General features: G+C 36.1%; 24 protein-coding genes and 1 pseudogene. 3 read left to right on the forward strand and 22 right to left on the reverse strand.

Annotated features, from left to right (window positions below):
• The first annotated feature begins 375 nt into the window (after window positions 1–375).
• Window positions 376–1,257, forward strand: a complete 882-nt coding sequence (locus ACOI1D_RS14580) for a DMT family transporter (RefSeq protein ID WP_422502078.1) — start codon at window positions 376–378, stop codon at window positions 1,255–1,257.
• A gap of 106 nt (window positions 1,258–1,363) precedes the next feature.
• Here ACOI1D_RS14580 and ACOI1D_RS14585 read toward each other — a convergent pair whose 3' ends face one another.
• From ACOI1D_RS14585 to ACOI1D_RS14610, 6 genes and pseudogenes are all read right to left on the reverse strand, one after another.
• Entirely contained in the window at window positions 1,364–1,780 is a 417-nt protein-coding gene (locus tag ACOI1D_RS14585) for a hypothetical protein (RefSeq protein ID WP_422502079.1), read from the reverse strand.
• A complete protein-coding gene (locus ACOI1D_RS14590) occupies window positions 1,767–2,066 on the reverse strand; it encodes a hypothetical protein (RefSeq protein WP_422502081.1) in 300 nt (99 codons plus the stop codon). Before ACOI1D_RS14590 ends, ACOI1D_RS14585 begins: the two co-directional genes overlap by 14 nt.
• A 104-nt stretch (window positions 2,067–2,170) precedes the next feature.
• On the reverse strand, window positions 2,171–2,470 hold the full coding sequence (locus ACOI1D_RS14595) for a hypothetical protein (RefSeq protein WP_422502082.1): 300 nt from the start codon (window positions 2,468–2,470) through the stop codon (window positions 2,171–2,173).
• A gap of 220 nt (window positions 2,471–2,690) precedes the next feature.
• Window positions 2,691–3,259 (reverse strand): annotated as a pseudogene (locus tag ACOI1D_RS14600) (nucleotidyltransferase family protein).
• Between the two features lie 209 nt (window positions 3,260–3,468).
• Window positions 3,469–4,068 carry a plastocyanin/azurin family copper-binding protein gene (locus ACOI1D_RS14605; RefSeq protein WP_422502084.1) on the reverse strand — a complete coding sequence of 200 codons (600 nt, stop codon included), beginning with the start codon at window positions 4,066–4,068 and terminating at the stop codon, window positions 3,469–3,471.
• A gap of 314 nt (window positions 4,069–4,382) precedes the next feature.
• Entirely contained in the window at window positions 4,383–4,574 is a 192-nt protein-coding gene (locus ACOI1D_RS14610) for a hypothetical protein (RefSeq protein WP_422502086.1), read from the reverse strand.
• A gap of 263 nt (window positions 4,575–4,837) precedes the next feature.
• Here ACOI1D_RS14610 and ACOI1D_RS14615 point away from each other — a divergent pair, with 263 nt between their 5' ends.
• Window positions 4,838–10,651, forward strand: coding sequence for a DUF3320 domain-containing protein (locus ACOI1D_RS14615; RefSeq protein ID WP_422502088.1), 5,814 nt, complete (start codon window positions 4,838–4,840; stop codon window positions 10,649–10,651).
• A gap of 395 nt (window positions 10,652–11,046) precedes the next feature.
• Here the strand turns inward: ACOI1D_RS14615 and ACOI1D_RS14620 are convergent, their stop codons facing one another.
• From ACOI1D_RS14620 to ACOI1D_RS14665, 10 genes are all read right to left on the reverse strand, one after another.
• Window positions 11,047–11,835, reverse strand: a complete 789-nt coding sequence (locus ACOI1D_RS14620) for a pentapeptide repeat-containing protein (RefSeq protein ID WP_422502090.1) — start codon at window positions 11,833–11,835, stop codon at window positions 11,047–11,049.
• Window positions 11,828–12,184 (reverse strand): PadR family transcriptional regulator, encoded by a 357-nt coding sequence (locus tag ACOI1D_RS14625; protein WP_422502092.1) that lies wholly within the window; start codon window positions 12,182–12,184, stop codon window positions 11,828–11,830. The genes ACOI1D_RS14620 and ACOI1D_RS14625 overlap by 8 nt, the downstream gene beginning before the upstream one ends.
• 913 nt (window positions 12,185–13,097) lie before the next feature.
• Window positions 13,098–13,748: an HAD family hydrolase gene (locus ACOI1D_RS14630; protein ID WP_422502119.1), complete on the reverse strand. Its 651-nt coding sequence runs from the start codon at window positions 13,746–13,748 to the stop codon at window positions 13,098–13,100.
• A gap of 177 nt (window positions 13,749–13,925) precedes the next feature.
• A complete protein-coding gene (locus ACOI1D_RS14635; RefSeq protein WP_422502094.1) occupies window positions 13,926–14,393 on the reverse strand; it encodes a hypothetical protein in 468 nt (155 codons plus the stop codon).
• 166 nt (window positions 14,394–14,559) lie between these two features.
• Window positions 14,560–15,333 carry a class I SAM-dependent methyltransferase gene (locus ACOI1D_RS14640; protein WP_422502096.1) on the reverse strand — a complete coding sequence of 258 codons (774 nt, stop codon included), beginning with the start codon at window positions 15,331–15,333 and terminating at the stop codon, window positions 14,560–14,562.
• 271 nt (window positions 15,334–15,604) lie between these two features.
• Complete coding sequence (locus ACOI1D_RS14645; protein ID WP_422502098.1) at window positions 15,605–15,988, reverse strand: VOC family protein; 384 nt, start codon at window positions 15,986–15,988, stop codon at window positions 15,605–15,607.
• A gap of 106 nt (window positions 15,989–16,094) precedes the next feature.
• A complete protein-coding gene (locus tag ACOI1D_RS14650; protein ID WP_422502100.1) occupies window positions 16,095–16,673 on the reverse strand; it encodes a DUF4256 domain-containing protein in 579 nt (192 codons plus the stop codon).
• 140 nt (window positions 16,674–16,813) lie between these two features.
• A complete protein-coding gene (uppS, locus tag ACOI1D_RS14655) occupies window positions 16,814–17,512 on the reverse strand; it encodes a polyprenyl diphosphate synthase (protein WP_422502101.1) in 699 nt (232 codons plus the stop codon).
• Window positions 17,513–17,878: 366 nt separating this feature from the next.
• A complete protein-coding gene (locus tag ACOI1D_RS14660) occupies window positions 17,879–18,160 on the reverse strand; it encodes an atypical membrane-integrating protein (Mistic protein) (protein WP_422502103.1) in 282 nt (93 codons plus the stop codon).
• A gap of 151 nt (window positions 18,161–18,311) precedes the next feature.
• A complete protein-coding gene (locus ACOI1D_RS14665) occupies window positions 18,312–18,860 on the reverse strand; it encodes a DUF420 domain-containing protein (protein WP_422502105.1) in 549 nt (182 codons plus the stop codon).
• A 350-nt stretch (window positions 18,861–19,210) separates the two neighbouring features.
• Between ACOI1D_RS14665 and ACOI1D_RS14670 the strand changes: the two genes are divergently transcribed.
• Window positions 19,211–20,320, forward strand: a complete 1,110-nt coding sequence (locus ACOI1D_RS14670) for an NADH:flavin oxidoreductase (RefSeq protein WP_422502107.1) — start codon at window positions 19,211–19,213, stop codon at window positions 20,318–20,320.
• Window positions 20,321–20,397: 77 nt separating this feature from the next.
• Here the strand turns inward: ACOI1D_RS14670 and ACOI1D_RS14675 are convergent, their stop codons facing one another.
• The 6 genes from ACOI1D_RS14675 to ACOI1D_RS14700 all read right to left on the reverse strand — a co-directional run.
• Complete coding sequence (locus tag ACOI1D_RS14675) at window positions 20,398–21,165, reverse strand: SDR family NAD(P)-dependent oxidoreductase (protein WP_422502109.1); 768 nt, start codon at window positions 21,163–21,165, stop codon at window positions 20,398–20,400.
• A gap of 207 nt (window positions 21,166–21,372) precedes the next feature.
• Entirely contained in the window at window positions 21,373–21,753 is a 381-nt protein-coding gene (locus ACOI1D_RS14680; protein ID WP_422502111.1) for a YkvA family protein, read from the reverse strand.
• A 167-nt stretch (window positions 21,754–21,920) separates the two neighbouring features.
• Window positions 21,921–22,427: a DinB family protein gene (locus ACOI1D_RS14685; RefSeq protein WP_422502113.1), complete on the reverse strand. Its 507-nt coding sequence runs from the start codon at window positions 22,425–22,427 to the stop codon at window positions 21,921–21,923.
• A gap of 420 nt (window positions 22,428–22,847) precedes the next feature.
• Complete coding sequence (locus ACOI1D_RS14690) at window positions 22,848–23,150, reverse strand: hypothetical protein (protein WP_422502114.1); 303 nt, start codon at window positions 23,148–23,150, stop codon at window positions 22,848–22,850.
• A 56-nt stretch (window positions 23,151–23,206) separates the two neighbouring features.
• Window positions 23,207–24,046, reverse strand: a complete 840-nt coding sequence (locus tag ACOI1D_RS14695; protein ID WP_422502116.1) for a lipase family protein — start codon at window positions 24,044–24,046, stop codon at window positions 23,207–23,209.
• The coding region (locus ACOI1D_RS14700) for a VWA domain-containing protein (protein ID WP_422502117.1) at window positions 24,021–25,588 on the reverse strand (1,568 nt) is incomplete at its 5' end. The genes ACOI1D_RS14700 and ACOI1D_RS14695, both read right to left, overlap by 26 nt.

Consider the following 25,588-nt stretch of genomic DNA (forward strand, 5'->3'; position numbering starts at 1 on the left):
TTAATAACTAACTTCTACAAAAAAATGTATTTATCCTTCTTGTTGATTAGCTCCCAATTGTTGAAAACTCGAAATTGAGATAACTCCGAGGCTGTCAGTAATATTGAACTTCACTGTTTTTGCCTCTATCCCCTGACCGTAAAGTTTCATATATTCTTTTAGAGGATACCGTCCTTTCATATTGCATGCGAGTTGATTTAGGTTTAGGTATGAGAAATTAAAGGAATTGCCATTATACCTTTTTTTAAAAACCTATGTATGGTTAGAAACGTAAGAGAATTGTTTGGCCCTTGAATTTACGTTATTAAGGCCACATTTAGGTTTTTAATAACGTGAACAAAATTCGTACCACTATCTATCTTTAGGAGGCACACGATGAGATTTGCAGGTATAGGTTTAGTTATGTTAGCAGCTATATGCTGGGGCATTAGTGGGGGAATTGCCGATATTTTAATGAACAAGGGCTGGGATCCTATTGTGATTTCATTTTACCGAGGTGCTGTTGGATTTATATGTTTTTTCGCTTGGTTTCTCTTTCGCTTTAGACAAAATTGGATCTGCTCTACTCGTTTATACATATGGTCCCTATTGGCGGGTTTTGGTGTTGCTGGAAACTTCACTTTTTATTTTGTAAGTATCCAAGCCTCAAGCATTGCTGTTGCAGCTACTTTAATGTATACCGCACCTCTGTTCGTCCTTTTAATCTCCTTTTTATTGCGAATAGAACGTTCGACTTGGTTTAAATGGGGGTGCATTTCCGGTATACTTATGGGGATTATCCTGCTTACAGGTGCCTACAACACCCAATCGATTTCAGTGAGTTTTCTAGGAACGGCAACGGGGCTTGCTTCTGGACTTTCCTATGCTTTGTTTATATTCGGGTTTAAAAATGCCTCTTTAATCGGAAAGCCGCAGACCACCTTAACCATCGCTTTTTTTTCTTTTTGTCTCATCCTTTTTCTTTTTACGGACAATAATGAAGTAGCTAGTGTGTTGACGTCAAGCGACATAGGATGGTTTCTTCTATTAGGGATCGTGGGTGCTGGCATTTCATTTATATTTTATGTGATTGGCATTCAATGGACTACCCCGACAACTGCTTCGATGGTCGCTATGGTAGAGCCGGTGACAGCTTCATTAGTTGGCGTTCTGCTTATCGGAGATCATTTAACCATCACTCAACTTCTTGGAATGGTGCTCATCCTGGTTACAATCACCGTACTTAGTGTGAAGCAGTCCGACGGAAAAGGTTATTAAAGTAAAGCCCCCGAGTGAGAGGCCTTTAGACCCGTATTTAATTCTCAAATACTAAATCGGCTTGTTTCTCTGGGGATTCAGTCTCCAAATAATATTCTTCTCCTATTCAGTATCTGTTTCTAAATTTTCCAATGTTAATTTGTGTTTCGCCACTTTCACGGTTAAATCTTTTATCTCTCGGACAATCCAAGTAAATCATATAATCGTAGTAACTTCTCCACTCTCTTCGTTGTAGAAATACTCCTTCAATTATAATAAGACAAGTCTCTGGTATTTTTACTACTTGCAAATTTTGTGCATCGGAATGATTATCATAAGTTAGTAAGCATAGTTCCTTAGACGTTTTTAGTTTTTTGAACAAATTATCTTTTAACCACTTCACATCCCATTGTAAATGGTAATACTCATACCACTCTTCATATCCAGTGTTGTAACGCCTTTTTCTCTCTACAATGTAGTCGTCTATATGAAAAGTACAAATTGAAATATTTTTTTCTTGAAGATGCTGTTTAACCTTTTTCAAAAATGTTGTTTTCCCAGAACGACTTTCCACTTTCTTCTAAAGCTTTTACACGTTGAACCCATTTATTTTTTGCATCTTCATAAGATATTATTGGTTCTAAATCAGAAGCTTTATCATAAAAATAAACACTTTCAAACGCTTTTTCATAGTTTTGCTCTATTAAATTATCTAAAACACCTTGAGCAGCATTTCTAGACTGGTTTTCAGCTATAATATATGGTATATACGCATACCCTAATACACCAATAATTCCTACAAAAAATAAAATCGTAATAACTTTCTTCATAGGAACACCCCTTTTAAAAATTCCTTTTCTAAGATTTCATAATAAAATCCCAATGCCCTACTTACAATTCACCTGAATATTAACTCAATAAGAAAAGCAAATTACTAAGATTGTGATGTATTCTTTGCATTCCATAAAAGAATACCAATTGAAACTATGATTAAAAGAATTCCAAATGTGAAAAACACATATCCTGTTGTCATTGCATTGGTCCAATGAACCCCTTCATCATTCAATTGAATGCCTAAAAAACTTAATACAATGCCTTCACCGTCAAGAAGTGGAAAACCACTTTCACGTGTTTGGAACATTGAATATAATCTTTTAAATCCTCTGAATTCATATATCGCGGCTACACCTAAGATGAGTAAAATGTTTTGAATTAGAACTGTTTTAAGCTTCACAGAAACGTCCTCCTATTTATAAAATTTTAACTCATTCTAACAGATTTTCTAAATCCTTATTCAACAATCCTGCTGCGTTAATTTAAGTACATCTGTTCACATTTTTATTTTAACATAAAATTCCAATGATTCTTCCAATACAAAAATAGGATCGACGTAAACGACGATCCCTTGTTAAACTCTTGAACCACATTAGTTGAAGAAGAACTGCTATATTCGGTTATATTCGGTGTACTTTAATCTTGTTCCAAGTGCCTTTCCAATTCTTTTTTATTATTCGTTCTTTATAGATAAAGGCTAGGTCTTCATTTTCTATAAAATAAGGTGTAGGCTTTAATTCTAAATTTATTACATCATTTATTCCACAAGGAGCAGTTAAAATGACACTTTCTTGTTCATCTAATTTCACACCTAATGCTGTTACTGTCTCTGGGAACTTTGATATTGCGTCAACCGGAGAAGAATATGGAGGAATATCATTTGCTATGTGCATTCTTGCTTCATTCTTTACAGACCACGGGACATTAGGAAGTATATTTCTTAACATATCTTCTAATTTTTTTCTTCTAATTCATCAATATTTGTATCATCAAAGTAGATTACATCCACATCTAGTGTATTCGTCCTATGACTAAAATTATGAAGTTTATCCCATATTTTAGAACGTACAAAACCAGCACATATCCACCAATCTGGAAGATTTAATATTTTTGCTGCTTTTAATACTTCCATCATCCATTCATCTTGTTTAATTAGTTCTATTACATCTTTTTCGTTTTGAATAGTCATAACCCCTAAATAGAACATACATTCTTATACTATCACAAAAAGGATAAGAAGGATGTTAAACAAAACTGCTCCATTAGCCCAAAAAGCGATTTGTTAAACAATCGCACCACTTTACTTCAATAAGAACAATTCATAACATATATTTCTAAAGGTGAAAGTCTTTAATAAATAGCAACAACCTCCAAAAAAATGGAGGTTGTTGCTATTTATTATTCAACTTCGATTCCTCCGTGCATTCCAGCTTCTTCATGCCCTGGAACACTACAAAAAAACTTGAATTCACCAGTTTCTTGAGGAATAAACTTAATTTTAACTGTTTGACCAGATTTAGCGTTCATATGAATGTAATTCATTTCCACTTCACCATGACCATCATCGTGATTACCACTTGCATGGACCTTGTTTACACCAAAAATATTATCAATTTCATCTAAAAAAGACATTTTTTCAGGATGGTCAGGCATCTTTCCCATATTAGTGATTTTCACATCAAGTTTTTTTGCAGTTAAGTCATGAAAGATTTTTCCGTCATTTTTCAACACTAACGTATATTTTTTACCTTCTTCTAAAGTAACTGAAGGTGGCGTATAACCCATTTCAAATGCAGATATTTCAATTACATTATCATTTTTTGCTTCTTCTGAAGCAATGGATTTATCTTTTTGTTGTTCTGTTTGTTGCTGTTTTGTTTCCTCTACTGGCTTGTCCTTTTCTGGAGCAGATTCCTTACTACTTCCACAACCAGCGAGCAACCCTATTGTAACAAGGACAGTACCTGTTAAGTAAATCCCTTTTTGTATTATATCCATTAATTAAATCCTCCATGGTAAGTTTTATCAACCTTACACAACCTTAACAAAAACTTTTAAAAAAAACATCTCTTTTTTTATAAAACTATGCTGTTATTACAATAAAACAAGGTATTTTCGGACAAACTCCTTGTTCAGCTCTTGCACCCGTTACTTTAATAGTGTTGAGTCTCCTTACTTTGTTAAAACTAACGTCTCCTCTTTCCCATCCCATTTTAGTTTTATGATGACTTCTTCACTTTTAAGTGTCACCCTACAATCGGAACATATCGTTTTCACAGATAAATGATCCGTATCCATCTTCATTGTACCTTCTAAGTTAACATCGTCTTTTTCAGCGATAATGCTATAAGTATAGGTACGGAGATTTCATCCTTACCTTTAGGAATCAATTCAAATGATCTAACCCTCTCATTATCTTCCTCAGTACCTGTGTATCGCCCTATAAAATTTTCAGATTCTCCACTTAATGCTTCGTTTCCACAACCAACATGGAAAACATTCATTCACTATGACTGAGAGTGTAAAGACTGTGCCTGTCATCATAGTTTTATAGTCGATCTACCGATATTTAACGAAATGGTGTAATAAAGGATGGTAATGACAAATATTAATAAGAAACAAGCATTTTGTATGTATCAGCGAAACCTACTTACTATTCCACTTTGAAATCCAGTAATTTTCCCAAATAACAACAAAAATTGACTTAAATTGTTATAATAGTCAATAATACTAATATTACGAAAGTATTTGCCTAGGAGGCTGTCGGATGGATCATGTAATTCAGTGTGAATATGAGTATGACAAAAAGGTGAGTTTTGCGTTGCAGCAAAATCATGTACCAGTAATAAAGTTTCTATCGATAAAAAATGCATCAATTGATGTGTATTCAAACGTTTCACTTGAAATCACAGCAAACCCTGATTTTGCTGAGTCTTATTCTATTAATCTTCAAGGCTTAGAACCTGGTGAAGTAATAGAAGTTCGTCCCGATTTACAATTGTCATCAGAATTCTTGAGTAAATTAGATGAAAGTATGTCTGGACATCTTCAATTGAAAATTACCTCAAATGATGTAGAACTTTATCGTAACCATCTGCCGATTGATATCCTATCCTTTGATTCGTGGCCGGGATCCTCTGTTCTTCCTGAAATAATTTCCAGTTTTATAACACCAAATCGCCCGTTTGTTATGGATATAGTTAAGCAGGCATCGAATATCATGCATAACAATACAGAAGTTAATTCAATGGATGGTTACCAAAGCGGTGATCCTAATCGCGTATTGGCACAGTTGTCAGCTATCTTTTCTGCAATTCAGTCCCATAATATAGCTTACGCAAACCCACCAGCTAGTTTTGAACAACAAGGACAAAAAATTCGTTTCCCTGATATGATTCAAGAACATAGATTAGGAACCTGTCTTGATTTAACACTTTTGTACGCAGCATGTGCGGAGGCAATCGGAATACACTCAATTATTGTTTTTCTTCAAGGCCATGCATTTCCAGCATTCTGGCTAAAAGAGTATACCCTTTCAGAAAGTTTTCAGGATGATAAAAGTATCCTCACCAAAAACATGGCCCAGGGAATCAATGAATTAATTGTTGTTGAATCAACGTACTTAACCCAAACAAATGCTAAGTTTAACAGTGCAATTCAGGCTGCAGCAAAAAGCTTGGATAGACCTGATTATTTTCATTACTTCATAGATGTTCAACGTACTAGAATTGGACAAATCAAACCACTTTCAATCAATACAAAAAACGGCGCTACAATCAAAGCATCCACTACATCAGATGAACCAGTTAAGATCAACAAAAATTTCGATTTTGAAAAAGTAGAAATCATCCCAGAAACGGATAAGGAATCCACTCAACTTAGTCATCAGGAAACGAAAGTTAACTATTGGCAAAACCGTCTTATTGATATGAGTCTACGAAACAATTTATTAAACTATCGATTGCAAACACAAGGTATTCCAGTTATAAGTTCTGATCTCGGGGAGACTGAAGATATACTAGCAATGGGGAAAAAGGTCTTTATTCAGCCTTTGCCAAATGAATGGCAAAATAAAGTTCGGGATTTTAAAGATCAAAAAGAACTCTTGCACTCACAAATACTTCAAGAGGATATGAAGAATAATCGACTGCGCTCCACCCTATCGGCTGTCATGCTTGAAAAAGAACTTGTGAAACTTTACCGTAAAGCAAAAAATACATTGGAAGAAAGTGGTGCAAACTCTCTTTACGTTGCTCTTGGCTTCTTGAAGTGGTATGAATCCAACTCTTATACAAAAGAGCGTTTTGCTCCCATTCTCTTATTGCCGGTAGATTTAGTGAGACTGTCTGCAAAAAAAGGATATTATATTCGAGCACGAGATGAAGAGGTGCAAATCAATATTTCACTTATTGAATATTTAAATCAAAAGTTTGGAATAGATGCATCCAGGTTGTATGACATCCCAGTAGATGAACATGGTGCTGATGTTAAAAAAGTTCTTACTACTATGCGCAGACTAATAATGCCTATGAAAAATTGGGACGTTCATGAAAACGCGAGTATTGGTGTATTCTCATTCTCCAAATTTGTTATGTGGAATGATCTTGTAAACCATTCTGATGAATTAAAAAAGAATACAGTTGTCAAAAGTTTGATGGAAGGAAATTATGTAGGAGATATCAATGGATCTATGAATACGCCATTAACAACTGAAAAAGATGAGGAAGAAACATTATATACTCCATTAAGTTCCGATAGTACACAGACCGAAGCAATTCTTGCAACCGGGGATAATAATAGCTTTGTTTTACATGGCCCACCGGGATCAGGAAAATCGCAAACAATAACAAATATGATCTCACATGCATTAGCCACAGGTAAAACAGTACTTTTCGTCGCTGAAAAAATGGCTGCATTGGGAGTCGTTCAAAAAAGATTAGCTGATATTGGTCTAGGAAACTTCTGTCTTGAAGTCTACTCAAATAAGGCCCAGAAAAAAGATATATTAACCCAGCTTGAAACATCCTTTGAAGCACAAAACAGAACAAAAGGGACAAATTGGGAATCCAAATCAAACGAAATTAAGGAAGTTAAGAAAGAATTAAACAAATATGTCCACGATTTACACAGCCCAACTACGCTTGGCCAAAGTATTTTTGAAATGATTGAAATTTACTCTGATATCGATTCATCGAATAAAAAGATTAGCTTCAACCGACATAAGGTTAAAGATATGAACGAGGTTTCGTTTAAACGAGCAAAGCAATTAATTGAGGACGTTGCAATTGCTGGGAAAACCTGTGGAGACCTGAGTAAAAATCCTTGGAATGGAATAAAGCAGAATAACTATTCTCTGCAGCTACATGACAAAATTAAATTAGAATTAGAATCGATTGAAACAAACGCATCTCAATTATTACAAATCGAAAAACTTTTGACTGACATTGGATTAACAAGTAGAGAGAAAAGTCATGCATGGTACAAATTCATTCATATGATTCTACCATATATGCAAAACCTGCCTAACTCTAATTTTAACTTGCTTGGAGCAGAAAATTTTGACGATACCATTAAACAGATTTCAGATATTATTTCTAATGGCAAACAACGTGATGAAGACACAGAAAAACTGGAATTACGTTTTGATGAGTCTGTCCTAAAAATTGAGACAGAGCCATTGTTACAAGAGCTAAGACTTGCTGAGAACAGCTGGTTTCTCAAAAAAGTGTTAGGCAGAGGTAAAGTCTCTAAAGAACTAAAGAAATACCTAAAATCAAAAGATAAACTTGGTTCCGATGAATTAGAAAATGTGTTAACTAGCATCCGGAATATACAAGAAAAACAACAGTTGCTTGAACAAAACAGTACATTAATGGCTTCTAACTTCCCTGCATTGTGGAATGATACAAAAGGCAAATGGCAAGAGATAGAACGGGCTGTGAAATGGCTTGAACCTGTTCGATCCTTACTAATGGGATTCGATTATCCAGAAAGTAATTTAGCTGACATTGCGCAGAAATTGCAGTCAAACGTGCAAAACCTAACTAATTCACAAACCAAAGAACTAATGGCAAATTATACAAAGACTTATGAAGATATTATGAAACGGTGGAAAACAATTGAAGAGGAATTAGTTGCTCCAGAGTTTCATAAGCCTAAACAACCTAACTGGGTAAACTATACGAAAGAAAATGCTTCCCTTCTTATTGGTTCTTTATCCCTGCTGAAGGATAATTGTTATCTTTCACGAAAGCTCCAGGATGCAGATTCGTTTGGTTTAGAGCATGTAACAGAACCATACCAAAATGGGGAAATAAATCATGATGAGTTACTTCCTGCTTATTTACACGGATTTTACCGCATCCGTATAGATGAAGAAATTTCTGGTAATGAATTATTATCACAATTTACCAAGGCTGGCTTTGAGAGTAAGATTCACAAGTTCAATCAATTAGATGAAGAGATTAGTGAACTTACAAAACTTGAGGTATATGTGAAATTGATGGACAGTGTACCAAATCTAATGAATAACGCTATAAAAAATTCAGAACCTGGTATTTTATTAAAAGCAATTAAAAGTAAAGGGCGCGGAATCGCAATACGCAAACTGTTTGAGCGAATTCCAAACTTATTACCTAAGATTAAACCATGTATGTTAATGAGCCCTTTATCGGTGGCTCAATATCTAGACCCATCGTTCCCAAAATTTGATTTAGTTATATTCGACGAGGCTTCTCAGCTGCCGACAAGTTCGGCAATTGGTGCAATGGCAAGAGGGGAAAATGTAATTGTTGTTGGCGATCCCAAACAGCTTCCTCCAACTAGTTTCTTCAGTTCCCAACAAACGGAAGAAGATTTTGATTTACAGGATTTAGAAAGTGTTTTAGACGATTGTTTATCCATACGCATGCCACAAAAGCATCTAAGGTGGCATTACCGTAGCGAACATGAAAGTTTAATCTCATTTTCAAATAATCACTTTTATGATAATAAATTAATAACCTTCCCTTCGATCGATGACATTGTATCACGTGTGTCATTTAGAAATGTGAACGGTATTTACGACCGTGGGAAAACGAAAAATAATAAAATTGAAGCTGGCGAAATCGTAAATGAGATATTCTCAAGGTTGGGCAACCCTTTGAAACAACACGAAAGCATTGGTGTAGTTACATTTAGTCAAGTCCAGCAAACACTTATTGAGGATATGATTGATGAACGGTTAAAACAGGATCCCGCATTAGAAAGATATTTTACCGACGAAGTACAGGAACCTGTCTTTGTTAAGAACCTGGAAAATGTGCAAGGTGATGAGCGTGATGTTATCCTCTTTACCGTAGGATATGGACCAGATGAAACAGGTCACTTAACGTTAAACTTTGGCCCATTAAATCGTGATGGTGGCTGGCGCCGCCTTAATGTTGCTGTTTCACGCGCGAAAAAGGAAATGATGATTTTTGCTTCAATGGAACCTGATAAGATTAATTTATCACGCACTAAAGCAGAGGGAGTTCACAGTTTAAGAGCCTTCATGGAATTTGCTAAAAAAGGAAATGAACCGTTATTACTTGAGAACCGTATGGACAGTAGCCACAGCAACTCTAAATTTATCATTCCAATAATAAAGAAGTTGCTCGGGGAACAAGGCTATCAAGTTGAAACAAACGTCGGTAGTAGTGAATTTAAAGTTGATTTAGCAGTTGTTGATCAGAATAATAAAGGACAGTATCTGGCAGCCATTCAACTTGATGGTCATAGATATGCCAATCGAATTACCACTCGTGATCGTCATAAACTAAGTGAAAATATGCTAGAAAAATTAGGATGGCAGGTCATTAATGTTTGGTCAATAGAATGGTGGCATGATCAAGAAAAACAAATGGATACTGTATTGAGTCAACTTAAAGAAATTGAAGAGAATACTACTATGAAAGCAGAAACAAAGGCTAGTCTTCCCGAGAAAAAACAAGAATCTATTCAGGAAAAGATTAGTAGTCTCATGATTGAAGATACTGAAGAAGAAACAGTTAGTTTCTATGTACCAGCTATACTGGAGAAAGTTGAATTGTCAACAGACTATTTCTACTCTATTGAAGGTATGCCAACAATTCGTCAGCAAATAAATGAAGTAATCGAGCAGGAAGCACCGGTCAGCTTTTCCCACCTGACAAAGCTTATTATCGGTTCATGGGGATTCAGCAGAAGTGGTGCGAAAATAGAAGATGTTATACAAAATTCCATTACAAGAATGATGATTTACGAAACAATTGAAGAAAAAGGGAAATTCCTTTGGAAGGATAAAGAGCAACATACTACCTATACTGACTTTCGAAATAAAGACCGTTATAGAAGGCCATTGCAGGACATTAGTAGAACTGAATATACAAATGGTATTCACGCTATCATGCAAACCGCGTTCAGATTGCCAAAAGCGGACTTAATTAGAGAAATACTGAAGCAATTAGGCTATAATCGAACCAGTAATGTAGCGGAAAAATATATACAAGAAGCGATTGATCTAAGTGTTGAAAAAGGGTTGATTCTTGAGGACACAGAAGGGAATATTGAGATTAATAGTTAAGTTACAGGAGTCCTAAAGTATGGGGTTTAGGTCTCCTGTCTTGAACTACTCTTGCACATAACCCAAAATAATTCTAAATTATTTTGGGTGACTTACCTTATAGAAACAATTTTTATATCTATATCATCTTTTTCAGGTATAATAATGTACAACCGTTTGATTCCCTTAATGGGCGATCAGCAATAAGAGGTTAAAAATAAGCACCCTTTCTATGAGCTGGTAACTCAAGGGGTGGCTTATTTTTTTGGCAGTAAGGAAAGCATGGCTACGATTCAAGACTATTCTAGATTGTAGAGAACAACTTACAGTTAACAGGTTTTAATATAATGTGCAATTTAAAAACGACCGATTGTTGAAGGCTGGAAATTATTTCTTCCCCTAGGTTCCTGAAAACCCTAAATGACAGTCACAAGAGTTAAGTCCGCTTTACTACCTTTCAAAACGGCGTATGTCAACTTATCCATTGTAGCGCCATCAAAAATGGTATGTTTTAGATATTTTGCTTTATTGCTTTTGAAGGACACATTTTTGAAAACTGCATTTTTAAAAGAGGTCCCCTTTAATCCCGAATAATCGAAGATCGTACCATTAAACGTTTGATTATCAAAACAGATACCGGACAAATCCGAGTTTTTAAATTTTGTATTATCAAAGATACAATTATTAAACGGAACTTTCCCCATGTCGCACATCGTTAAATCTGCTTTGGTAAGATTAGCCCCATTAAAACTTGCATTCCTTAAGTCGGACTTCGTCAAATTTGCTCTAGAAAGATCAGCCCCATTAAATCTAACCTCCCTTAAATCACTGCACTTAAAGGAGCTGCTCGTTAGATCGGAATCACTAAAGTCTGATCCCTTTAGAGCGCTGTAATTAAACTTTCCATCGTGTACTTTTACCCCTTTAAAATCTGAATTCTCGAGGTTGGTTTTTGAAAAGTCCGTTAATACCATCTGCTTTAGCTCTCTGGTCTTTGCAGTAATACTTTCCATGATCTCTGAAATGTCCCCAATGGAATCGACAGTCATGTGGTAAGCAGTTTCTTCATCATAACCCTGCTGTTTCAAATCGCTCAACTTCTCCTGTAAATCATTCAATAGCTCTTCTTTCAATTCACTTACAGCATGCAAATCTTCATAGGGTGAAAATATTCCATCTAAATGTTTCTTTAATTTTTCATTCATTATTATTGCCGCCTTCCTCTTCTAATAATTGATCCAGAATACGCTTTGCAAATTCCCAGTTCTTTTTGTTTTCAAAAAAAGTCTTCTCCCCGATATCGGTAAGCTTATAGTACTTTCTTCTTCCACCCTGGTTCGCATCACCCCAATATGAATTGATTCGGCCATCTTTCTCCAACCGCTTCAGGCTCGAGTACATCGTAGCTTCCTTCAATTCATACTCACCATTGGAGCTGGACTTGATCAATTTCGATATTTCATACCCGTATTTATCACCTCGCATCAATAAGTTTAAAATTATCGTATCTGTATGTCCTCTGAGTAAATCCGAGGAAATTTTATTATCAACCATTGTGTCACCTCTTCCGTAGCTATAATATATATCACATTACTATGACAGTCAAGGTAATATTACTGAAAGTTTACTGTCATAGCAATTTTATTAGGATATTAGGGGTATAATCCAAGTCCGCGTTGTGATAATAGAAGCTTCTTTTGTTTTAGAACATGGTTTGATCTCGTATTGACCATTTGAATAAACAAGAAAAAAAGTGTGTTTTGATAATATATTAATCAAAACACACTTCATATAATTAATTGAATCATTTTTCAATTAGATGATTTCCATACAAACTTTTAAAGGGGGTGAATTCTTCAAGAAGATCATCTCCAATTATATCTTCTTCTTGATAAGCAACCGTTTGTTGAAGGTGACCAACCTATAATCAGAAAAACATTACCTTTACTACCTGATATATAGCAATTCCTAATGCCACGCCAAAAAGTCTTGCAATCCACTTTTTCATAACTGTTCCTCCCTGTTAAACTTCTCAATCAGAGAAGTGCCTGCCACCCCGAAATAGTTTTCATATTTACCATTTTCGGGTTTAATGTATGTAACTAGGCATATTAATTAGCACTAACGGTCGAATGTACAATAGTTTGATTCCCTTCAAGGGGGATTAGCAATAAGAGGTTAAAAATAAGCACCCTTTATATGAGCCGCTAACTCAAGGGGGATTATTTTTTTTTGATGAAATGACAGCATAGCTACGGATTTACAAGGCAAAAGTTAAAGCCATCATCAATGCTTCAAACACTGTCATATAGCACCACCTCCTTTCTCTGGAGATGATGCTAATTCGCCCATGAGTTATAACAAACTATTGTTCTCTAACTAGATCATTTTAGACAATTTATATCTTGTCCTTTAGAACTAATATACATTTTAAATGGATTGGGATTTATCCAAGCAGAGAGATTAACTAGAATTGGACAGCTGTTTCTAAATACTTTTTTAAATCAGTAACGCTTTCGAAAATATAATTTGGTTTTACTGAAAATTCACTTGGTTGATAATCAGGCAACCATTGTACTCCCGCTGTCATTACATTTGCTTTCAGTCCTGCTTCAATATCAGCATCACTGTCACCAATGAACATAGAATCATTTTTCCCCACCTCTAATAATGATAATGCTTTCACGACTCCTTCTGGGTGAGGTTTTGGATGGATAACATCATCACCTGTTATGATAATTTCAAAGAGGTTATCCATATGAAGTGCCTTTAATGAAATATCTAAACTTCTTCTCGCTTTACCAGTTACAATTCCTATTTTAATATCTTTTTCTTTTAAATAAGCTATCATTTCATTGATTTCACTATTTGGTTTTACTAATTGTTCGTGATGTTCCAAATATTTTTCATAGTATAATTCGATTGCATTTTCCTTGTTGCTATTTTCTAGGTTTTCTCTGATAATCCCTGTCTCAGAAGGTCCAAACATCGCTCTGATTTCATCGGAGGAAAGGTCCTTGTTATCAAATTCTTTGAAAACATCTTGAAAGGCAACAAAACAAATTGGTAATGTATTGGCTAAAGTTCCATCAAAATCAAAAATAATTGCTTTAATAATAAACACTCCTTTTATGTATTAGCTTTCATTCCTATTTAATCCTGTTACGTTTAACTTAAGTACATCTGTTCACATGTTCATTTTAACATAAAGTTCCAATGACTCTTCAAATACAAAAATAGGATTCCCGTAATCGACAATCCCTTGAAAAACTCTTGCTATCCGTTCATTTAAAGCCTACTGCACCTGAAAATTTATCTCTAACAACTGTTTCATTTCATTCAATAAATCTTTATGTTTCTTCGTTGTAATAAGGAGAGTACCTGGATTGTCAACCTTATCGGAATTGAAAAGGACAGTTCCATCTTCTAAAATATTAAAAGCATATTTTCCTTTTTCAGTATTCGTTCCATTTCCTTTAAAGAAACCTAACATATAGGAGTTTTGTGACTTCAGATTTTCCATAAAGGTATCTGTGTTGATTTTTTGAACATTTAGACCTTCTACCATAGATAATACTTCTTCTATCTTATCTTTATCTTTAACTGTTTTAGACATTTCTTCAGAGGATGAATTGTTTTCTACTTTTTGTATAAATAGTGTATTGGCAAAGCTTCTATCTTCTAGTTGTATAGTCTTTTCATTACCTGAGCAAGCACCTAACAATAAGACTATAACTACAAGGGGTATAACAATATTTTTCATAATTATCCTCCTGTTCTGTTCTACTAACCCATTGCTTTAGTGCAACAACTTCTACGAAGATAAGCGAAAAAAAATACTACTTACGCCGATGAATTTAAAATTAAAATAAAAAGTATGGTTTCAAGGTTTACTTAACAGGAATAATGTAATCTACACATCTATAAATTTAAACTCTAATCTTCTTTTCACAAACAATAGAAAACATTCGCTGAGGCACTTCCAAGAGCTCCCCCGAATAGTTACTTTTCAAAAGATTATCTAACTCCTTATTGAATAACAGTACGTCATCTCTAGATAAACTACCACCAATGTCTGCACCTGTTCTCATTCGGCCTTTCCATTCATCGTGAGTATAGGTGGTCGTTACATCAAACGTAAAAGTTTCTATATTTGAAAAACCAACTTCGTAAATCTCTTCTATCCATTGAGGGTAAAAGCCATAACTGTTTTGCGAATTCCATTCAGTATTATACTTAGAAACAAGTTTCTCAGTTTGAGACACGATATTATTCCCTATAGGAAGCTGGTCAAATTGAGAAACGACAAATTTACCACTATTTTTTAAAACTCGCAAGGCTTCTTTACTTGCTTCTTTCTTTGGTAACACTTCCCAACAATGAACAGCCGTAACAACATCAAATAATTCATTGCCAAACGGGAGTTTTGTCACATCTCCAAGAATATAATCTATATTTAAACTTTCGCTATATGTATTCTTCGCTTCATTTATCAGCTCCGGGGAATTATCTATCCCTGTAACAAAACACCCTCTCCTTGCTAAATCTCTTGCAGCCAAACCATTAGAAGTAGCAATATCTAAAACTTTCTGATCTTGAAGACATATATTGTAATCCTGTTCTAATTTCTTATAAAATTTATTTGGATATCCAGAACGATATTTGGTGAAGTCCTTAGCCACATTATCGAATAGATTTTTCATTATAACTCTTCCTTTACAATTAAATTCAACTTATACCTTCAGTAACTTTTTTCTTTTGATACTCTTTGGCGGCAGGATGGTCATGCAGTTCGAGTAATAGCTTAGAACCCTCATGGTCACATTTCTGTATCATTTTTCATTGCTTTCTTTTCTTAACTTCTATTTGAATAGCAAGGTAGGAGACACTCCTAGACAATCTATACTTTATAAAAATACCAAACCAATCGCTTTGGTGCCGCATCTTAACAAGTTAGTTCTATTGCGTCATAAGTTACTTCTGGATTATCTGAATATGGTTACCACATGTATCGTCGAAGACAGCTATTGTGATTTTGTCCATTTCAGTCGGCTCGGTACTAAACTTCACACCTAGTTTCACTAATCGTTCGTACTCTTTGTGAACATCTGCAACGCCAAACATTGTTGCTGGTATGCCTTCAGCAAATATCTTCTTTTGATACTCTTTTGCGGCTGGATGATTATTCGGTTCGAGCAATAGCTCAGTACCATCTTGATTGTTGGGAGAAACTAGCGTTATCCATCTGAATTCTCCGACAGGGACGTCCTCCTTTTTTACAAAACCTAGCTTTTCTGAATAAAACTCTAATGCCTTATCTTGATCTTGAACAAAAATACTGGTGACAATGATATTCATTATATTTTTTCCTCCTTTAATAGTTGCTATGTATACTGTGTTACCTTACACGAACTCTCCTCATTAAGAAATTTTACATTCCATTCAAGATAAAAAAAAAGACACATTAGACCCTTAACAACCCACGGAATCCTCTTGCACCATAGTAAGATTCCGAACCGTTGTGGTACAGGAAAACGTGGTCGTAGCGACGATCACAAAAAAGTGCACCACCAAGTTCTCTAATATTTGAGGGGGTTTGGACCCAAGTCGACGTTTTCATATCGAAATCATCAAGTTTCTGTAACGCTCGATATTGCTCTTCGGTTAATAACTCAATGCCCATGGCAGTTGCCATATCCATAGCGCTATTTTCCGGTTTATGTTTTTTCCTGGACTCAAGCGCTTCACGGTCATAACAAACACTTCTACGACCTTTAGGACTTTCCACAGAACAATCGTAAAAAATGTATTCGTCTGTCTGTTGATCATGTTCTACAACATCAGGTTCACCGCCAGTTCTTTCCATTTCATTGAGCGACCACAATTTTTCAGTATTATCCTTTAATTTCGCTTGTACTTTAGTCCATTCAAGCCCTTTATGGCGGTTCATGTTTTCCTCAAAACGAACTTTCAATGTAATAAGTAGTTCTTCGTGTTGTTCGGCTGACAATTCTCTTTTACTGTTGATTTTATTCTGTGTCATATTAGTTTCCCCCTTATTGTTTTTATTCTTAATGGTTTAAATACATTCTAAAACTAACTGGAAGAAATCGCGATAATTATCTCCTTCTATTAAAAAAGCCTGTAGAGAAAAAAACATTTTCTCTACAGGCTTTGCGTTATTCACCCGCTCAAATAACTGTTCACCGGTTGCCGACCAACCGCTTCGGCAAGCAGCTCCCCCGTGAAGTCGGGAAAATACACATCCGAGAAATACAGCTCCGATTCAGCGGACTGCCAGAGCAGAAAATTACTTATTCTCTTCTCCCCACCCGTCCGGATTATAATGTCCGGTGATGGCAGATCCCCCGTGTACAAAAGCTGCTCCATTCTCTCCTCAGTCATTTCATCCTTGCTAATCTTTCCGCTCCTGACTTCTTCAATAAGCGCTTTAGCTGCATGGATAATATCACCCCTGCCACCATAATTGAATGCGAAATTGACAACGATACCGGTATTATTCTCTGTAGAAGCAACCACCCTTGCCAGCACTTCCCGGGTTTTGTCAGGGAGTGGGGCCGTGTTTCCGGAAATCCTGATTTGAATATTTCTTCTCATAAATTCAGGAAGTTTCTTTTTAAAAAATTTTACTGGCAGATCCATCAGATAATTTACCTCATCAGAGGGTCTGGACCAGTTTTCTGAGGAAAAAGCGTATAGCGTCAGTACCTTGATTCCCAGCTCAATGCTGGCATCAATAACATCTTCCATTCGCTTTGCCCCCGCATAATGGCCTTCACTTCGGCTCAAACGTCTCTTTTTACCCCATCTGCCATTCCCATCCATGATAATAGCAACATGGTTAGGAGTCCTTTGATACATCCGACTTCACCCCTCAAATTTTTCTAGTTTCCAGGCGAGCAACATCCATGTTCTTCTGCAAACCAGGTTAAATAATCTGCCACTCAGATGCTTATAGTAAATTTGAGTTTAACACGTATTTTATTGTTTAGCAATAAATTATTATCTATTTTTATTATGTTTTTATTGTAATGGTAATTTAGAAAAAAATAAAGAGCACCCCTCATTAATAGAAATGCTCCTTAACGTTACTATTTAATTGATTACTTGTTACCCTGCGTAAGTTATACCTTCTTGTTGAGAGTGGCTGCTAAGCAATCTTTTCTACTTATGTACCAATCCTGACGATCTCTTTCCAATTCTGCTTAGGCTGGTTAATCTTTGTTATTACTCGGTCTTGCCATCTTTCTGTCCTTTATCCAAATCGACATCTTCTAAATCAAGCCAGGAAAGCATTTCGCCTACAACTGTATTAATTTTCTTATTAACAGCATCATCACCAAATTTAACCTTTGCTTTTTCTATCTGTTCAACGACTTTTTCGTCAAAACCTATAAGCTCACGGTCATCTTCCATCTCATTAAATAAATCAATCATAGCTTCATTCCCCTGCTGCATCTGATCGATCGCATCACTATACTTTTTATAATCATTTTCATTAGCCTTCATTAATATCACCCAGTAATTAGAATGTCCAATAAATGCTAATTAAATAAATCGTTTTTCCATCATCATCGAGTACATTATCAGGAACGAAATAAAAAATAACCCCTTATGCTTCTACTGCATAAGGGGTTATTCACCTTTCTGATTTGTAAACTTAATAATAAGGTGAAATCATTAAGTAGACCAGTACACCCGTAAAGCTAACATACAGCCAGAGCGGCATTGTCCAACGTGCGATTTTTCGATGCTTTTCTACTTTCATATTCAAGCCTCTTCCAAGTGTGATCAGCGCAAGCGGCACGATCACTGCGGCTAGAACAATGTGTGTAATCAGTATAAAATAATAAATATACATTAGAGCGCCATCTCCACCGTAGCTTGTAGACTCAGCCATCGAATGGTACGTCAAATACGAGATGAAAAATAAAAAGGTCGTTACGAATGCCGCAACGATGAATCTGCGGTGCAGTTTAATGTTTTTCTTTTTGATCATAATTAAGGCGGTTAACAAAAAGATAAACGTGAAGCTGTTCAAGATGGAATTCAGCATCGGCAGTACGGTTAATTCAATTCCCCATACCATGTTATCTGCGCTTTTCGGCAATAAATACGTTCCAAAAATGATGCCTACAATCAATATGGATAGAATCCATATCAGCGGATTATAATTGCGCTGTTTAGCATTGGTGGTGTCATTACGCATATGTTTCACTCCCAGATAAAATGTCCTTCTATTAGCATAAGGAAATTAATCGTAAAGAGCAATATAAAAAGGAATTCGTCTGCTCCAGAAATGGAAACTGTCATCGTTTCGACAAGAAATCTTCCAAATACAAAAAAAGAAATCCGTCTTGTATTTGTCAGTTTGATCTTGAAATGCATTACTTATATTGTAATATAACTTGTTCCTCTTATTCGATTGCTACCATTTCAACATATACCACAAGTATTTTTTATAAAAATATCCATAACCTACACTGAGCAGATACCTTGAAACTTAATTAAGTGACTTCTATGATAATCATTAACGCTTCAATGAAAGGATGCTAATAAATGAATCAAAATAAATTGTTTTCAACTTTACAATTAAAAAATAAACCACTAAATAACCGTTTTGTGGTAGCTCCGATGACTCGGATCAGTGCTGAAAAAGACGGTCGCGCTAATGAAACAATGAAACGCTATTATGAGCGTTTTGCAAAAGGTGGCTTCAGTGCTGTCATCTCAGAAGGAATCTACCCGGACGAGCTTTACAGTCAAGGTTACTATAACCAGCCTGGACTTGCGAATGATGAACATGTACAGGCATGGAAACCTGTCGTTGAAGCTGTTCAAAACAATGGATCCGTGATGATTGCGCAACTCATGCATGCAGGTGGCCAAGGCCAGGGGAATGCATATACCAATGAATCCATAGCTCCCTCCGCTATCGCTCCTAAAGGAGAACAACTTGAATTTTATGGCGGATCTGGGCCATTCCAAACACCGAGAGCTATGAACGAAGAAGACTTTAAGCAGGTAAAAGATGCTTTCACTCAAAGTGCGATTCGTGCAAAAGAAGCTGGATTTGATGGCGTGGAACTGCATGGCGCTAATGGGTATTTATTAGATCAGTTTTTGACGGATTACCTAAATCACCGAGATGATCGGTATGGAGGTTCAGCTGAAAACCGCATACGACTTATCCTTGAGGTTATAAATGAAGTACGAGCAGCAGTCGGGCCGGATTTCATGGTTGGAATCCGTATTTCTCAAATCAAGGTTTCCGATCCAGAGCATAAATGGGCTGACGGAGAAAAAGAGGCAGAATTCATCTTCAATGAACTTGGGAAGACTTCTCTAGACTACATTCACGTAACTGATGGCAATGCAACAGCATCCGCATTTGGTAAAGGGAGCCGTACACTGGCACACGCTGCAAAAGACTTTGGTAAGCTAGCCGTTATCGCCAACGGAAAACTAGGTGATCCTGACAAAGCAGAAAAATTGGTAGAAAAGAACCAGGCAGATCTAGTTTCGCTGGGAACAAGCGCACTAGCAAATCCAGATCTACCTAATAAAGTTTCTGAAGGAAAAACGCTAAAGGAATTCGATTTTCCAAACACACTACTCCCTCAAGCTGAAATTAAAGCCCATGAAATTGAGATGGAAATTGTAAAATAGTGGTTAAAGAAAAGTGCCTATCACCTGGAACTATTCAGAATTGTTCCAGTTGACAGGCGGATTTTTATCACTATTTCTTATAACCCAAAAGAAGTCATACCACCGTCAACAAAGACATTTTGCCCGGTCACGTAACTTGAACCTTTTGAAGCAAAATAAAGGACGGTTGTTTTAAGCTCATCTAATTGTCCTAGCCTTTTCATTGGGGTTCGATTCTCAACCATACTTTTGAATTCTTCATCTTTTAATGTTCCACTATTTAGATCTGTTTTAAAAAACCATGGACTAAATGCATTGGCTGTAATATTATATTTGGCAAGCTCACCTGATAACTGTTTTGTTAAATGAATGACACCCGCTTTACTTGGCCCATAAACTGTTCCAAAAAAGAGACTCACGTTACCGGCTACAGAAGCTGTATTGATTATTCGTCCATACTGCGCTTTTTTCATAAAAGGGATAACCGCTTGACTCATTAAAAAGACAGATTTAACATTGGTGTCCATTACTTTATCCCAATCATTTTCTTCCAAAGTTTCAATACTTCCACGTGCTGTTGTACCGGCATTATTCACTAAAATGTCAATACGATCATATTTTTCAATGATTTTTAAAACAACATCGTTTATTTGCTTCTTCTCTGTAACATCACAGGTGAAAGCTGAAACAGTTGCTCCCGTTTTATTTGAAATTTCATCAGCAGTGTTTTGGATTTTTTCTAACGTTCTGCCAAGTAAAACGATTGTCGCACCGTTCTCAGCTAACGCTTCTGCACAAATCTTTCCAATACCACTTCCTCCGCCTGTTACAACTGCAACTTGTTTTTCAAAATTAAATAAATCCATTAAATTTTCCTCCTAGCATAAAGACTCTTCTTGCCTCTTTAACTGCTTGCTCTACTTCTTCAGCTGTTAAAACAGATATTATTTACAGAAACCCTTTTTCTTTACATAACGTGATTAATTTACCCCATTATATTGAGATCATTTCAGATTTAATTTTCACCATTTTTATCCTTCCACACTTCCTCTCTTTTCTTTAAATCTTACAAGCTAAACGAATAATTCATAAACCTTTAATATAAGCCAAAAGAAAATTACACCCCAAATCAATACAATCAGTGCTCCAATGACCCAATTCTTCGGCTTACCCTTCCTCATCATCATTTCGGCTTTAACTTCACTATCAGTGATAACTTCCTTAGGTATCATCTTCAAAGCAAACATAATTCCTAAAGGCACAATAATCACATCGTCCAGGTAGCCTAAAATTGGTATGAAATCTGGAATTAAGTCAATCGGGCTGAACGCATATGCAACAACGCACACCGTAAATACTTTCGCATACCAAGGTACTCTTTCATCTTTGGAGGCAACGTAAAGAATGAATATGTTTCGTTTCAGTTTTTTCGCCCAAGCTCTTATCTTTCCCATTTGTTCTCCCTTTCCGTAGAGGGGTGCCTGTCACCCAAATGGCTAGCGCTCGTCAGTCGAGTTCGGATTCCTTTCGAAAAATCCAAGGTATATAGCTAAAGGTTACCCATGACAACCAATGAAGAATTGAGCGCTTGCCCATAATCTTAATTTTCAACTTATTCCGGCTACTTCCCCTCTGGAACTTTACTCCACAAATCCTCAATTCCAACTGCGCGCTTTATTGTGTTAATCGCCCCTTGATGCAGCCCTTCATGCCAGATTGTGAAGCTTAATAGATCCCCTAAACTCGTAAGTTCGTAATCATCGTCAAATTTAACTGGTTGCTGAATTGGCTTATCGAGCATACCGTCAAAGGTTTCTTTGATTCGATTTGGCTGCTCCACAAGGTATCCCCTTATCTCTGAAAGAGAAGGATAATCGATTTCCCACTCATCTGGACTAGTTCCCCTTTGAAATAGTTCCAAATAATGCTTAGGTACATGGTGGGTTTCTCCAATAAAAGGGTATAACAAGTTATCTTGAGAAACGAGGATATGACCAAGGTTCCATCTAATTGAATTTTTAACACCACTTGGAATCTCGTCAGCAAATTGCTCTGACGTTGCCTCCAATGAAGCAATGGTTCTTTTTCGGACAAATATCATCTGTTTAAAAAGCAAATTTTCTATCATACTCTCCCATCCTCTTCCTATCAAATATTTTCAAGACCGATTTCGAAATACTTGCTACATTACGTGATACAAAATTATTAATATTTTCAATTACGAATTATGAAAACTAAATGAATACTTTTCTACAAAATTTCTATCTCGGTGAAGGTTCTTTCTTTTAAGTGAATTGTAAAAGCAGTATAATCCCTACACTCCCAAGCGAAATAACTGGAAGCAGATCGCTGATTACTACAACAATGACGAAGACAATACTCAAACCTTCCCGCAGGTGATTTGATTCAGATTCTTTGGCCAGTAGGATAATGTTTTTTCCATTTTGACATGTTATGTATACAAGAATACCAAGATTATAAAGCCTAACTGAAAAGGGGCCCACAGAAAATTTAGTGCCTAGCCACCTGAAACTATTATCGATAAACATTATATGAATATCTTTTGCATTTCCAATGGTTGCATTATCACGAAGTATGCCAGTATGAACGCAGCCAAAAGAAACATAACGACGTTCACTTTCTTGTTCAAATTCCACCTATAACCCCAAAAATGGATTGCTAACAGTAAAAAAATATTCGGAAGCAAAGCAATGAGATATAAACCTATGACATCACTAAATACCACGTTCCCGTTCGTTAAAGCACCACCCAGCAATCCAACAAACATCAGTGTAATAACAACCGGATATAATAACGCATTTAACAAAACGTAGATCAACGACGTTTTCATAAAACAACCCTCCCAAAGAGTATTAAGGGGAGAGTTTCTCCCCTTAATATTAGGACTTACTTTATTTCATTATAATATTTGTAAAAATTTCGCAAACCGTGTGCTGGAACTACCCCATCCATAGAGCTTGTTAGTTCAGTCCACCTGTTACTGAAATCACTATCGTTATCAATCTGCTTGTCTATCCATTTGTACAGATAATACATTTCACGCCCTAATTCAACTCTATGTCCCGCCTCTATTGGACCCTTTTCATCTTCATAAGCCGCAATAACATCGACAAGCGTTTGAAATTGAACATCTTCATAATCATGTACTTTTCCATCTACATTGTAATCAAACGCAGGAACCTCTACTCCAAGTTTATTCGAAGGAAGCCACTGACCAATAACATGAAGAACATCAAAAGACATTTGATGATTATATACCTTATCGTTATAGGTTTCACCAAAGACTACATCTAAAGGAACGGCTGGATTTGTCGAAGTATCCATATCAATCCCTATCGCATCCAGTGCTCGTTCTCCAAAAAACGGCGCAGCATTAAATGTACGGGTGAATTGATAGTTTCCGTCTGAAAGGGACTTTTCAACTACCTCCCTCTTATTTCCACTAAACCATCCCCCATAAACATCTTCACCCAACAGATTTTCTTCCAAATAATAAGATATTACCTGAGCATTAAACCCTCCTAAAGAATGTCCTACAACATATATTTGACTATCTTCATTTTCTAGTATAACTTCAGCTACAAACTCTTTTGCTTTTTTCAATTGAGTGTTATCTCCATCTACTAAAATATCAACATTTGTCATCAACCAGTCAGTAAAGATGTTACCTACATCTAAGTCTCCATCCTCGTTTTCGAATTCATCCGAACCTCTTAGTGCAATCACAACCATATCCCCATGAGTCTCCATCCTCGTTTTCGAATTCATCCGAACCTCTTAGTGCAATCACAACCATATCCCCATGCTTTTCGTCTACATGCTTGGCAGCTATCGCACTAAAACCAGTACTATTATCATCGTCATCTCCTTTGATTAGTGTCCAATCCTTTAGGTCTTTTGCAGCATCAACAAAATCATGGTTAAAACTAGCTAGTGTTGAAATTTCCGGAGCACTTTCTGCTGCATCAACCATATCAATATAGGAAAGCTCACTAAACATCAAGGAATGCTTGGCGGTAAAGTTATATCGAATTCGATCACTCACTGTTTTCTCCTCATTATCCACAATCCCGTCTTCATCTGTATCTGGCATTGTAGGATCAGAAGACATATAAGCATATACTTTTGTTTTTCCACTCCCATATTCTTTCACTTTTATCTGTATTTCTTCCCCATCTTTTAATGTATCATAGTCACTGTCAACCTTATCCGGGCTCAATAAAATCGGATGCCCTAAACCATTCCTTAACGGCGAGTCTTCTGACTCTAAGTAATCAGGTATCCCGTCTCCTACACCCTCATCTTCATCTTTTATATGATCAACAGCATCGTTCGCAGTTTCATTCAGCGAATTTTCCAACTCACTTGCATGTGACGCAAAATAGTATTTACCGCCCGTTTCCGTTGCGATTCGTTCTAACAACGCCTGATTTACACCATAACCCAGGCCAATGGTATAAATAACAACATTATGATCCTTTGCATATTGAATTGCACTATCATTCCAATATCCGTCACCATCTGTTAGAAATACAACATATTTCAAATTATCGTCCGTGCTTTTCGAAACTAATTCATCAACCGCTTTTTTAACACCTTGATAGAGGTTCGTTCCCCCCACCGAATCAATGCTATCAATAGCAACTCTTATCTTTTCTTTATTATTCGTTAAGTTAACGATAATTCTTCCATAACTATCAAAATCAACAACAGCTGCTCTATCTTGCTCTTTTAAAAGATCAAGAAAGTTCTTTGTCGCTGTTTTTCTTAACCCGTTCGGATCCATCCAAGCCATACTTCCAGAAGAATCGATAGAAAACACAATGTCCATATTGTTTTTTATATTTCCTTCTTCATCGAGTGCCGGTGGCACGATTTGATTTTCCCACATCTTATCCCATTCTTCTCCATTCAATAAGAGATAACTACTAAAATGGGAAACTGTTACACTTACCGTATGCTTTCCAGGATCATGAGTTTGATTTTCTACACGTTCGAGTAATTGTTCTTCCTCATTATAATAAAAAATTTCAGGCCTAAAGTTCTCATTAACAACTGACGGGTCATAAGTGAAATTCATTTGAGCTTCTGTGAAATCAACATCCGTCTTAAATTCAAAGGCAGGCCCTAAATATCCCGGAACTTTTTCATTTAAAAGGGAATGGCCTTCAAGGTTAGTGATTGTAGTCGAACTACCCTCTGAAGCTTTTGAATTTATAACGACTGATGGTTCAATAACCTCACTTTTGTTAGCTAAATTAGGAGTTT

This window comes from Virgibacillus sp. DJP39 (genome assembly GCF_049310925.1).
Lineage (GTDB): Bacteria > Bacillota > Bacilli > Bacillales > Amphibacillaceae > Virgibacillus_F.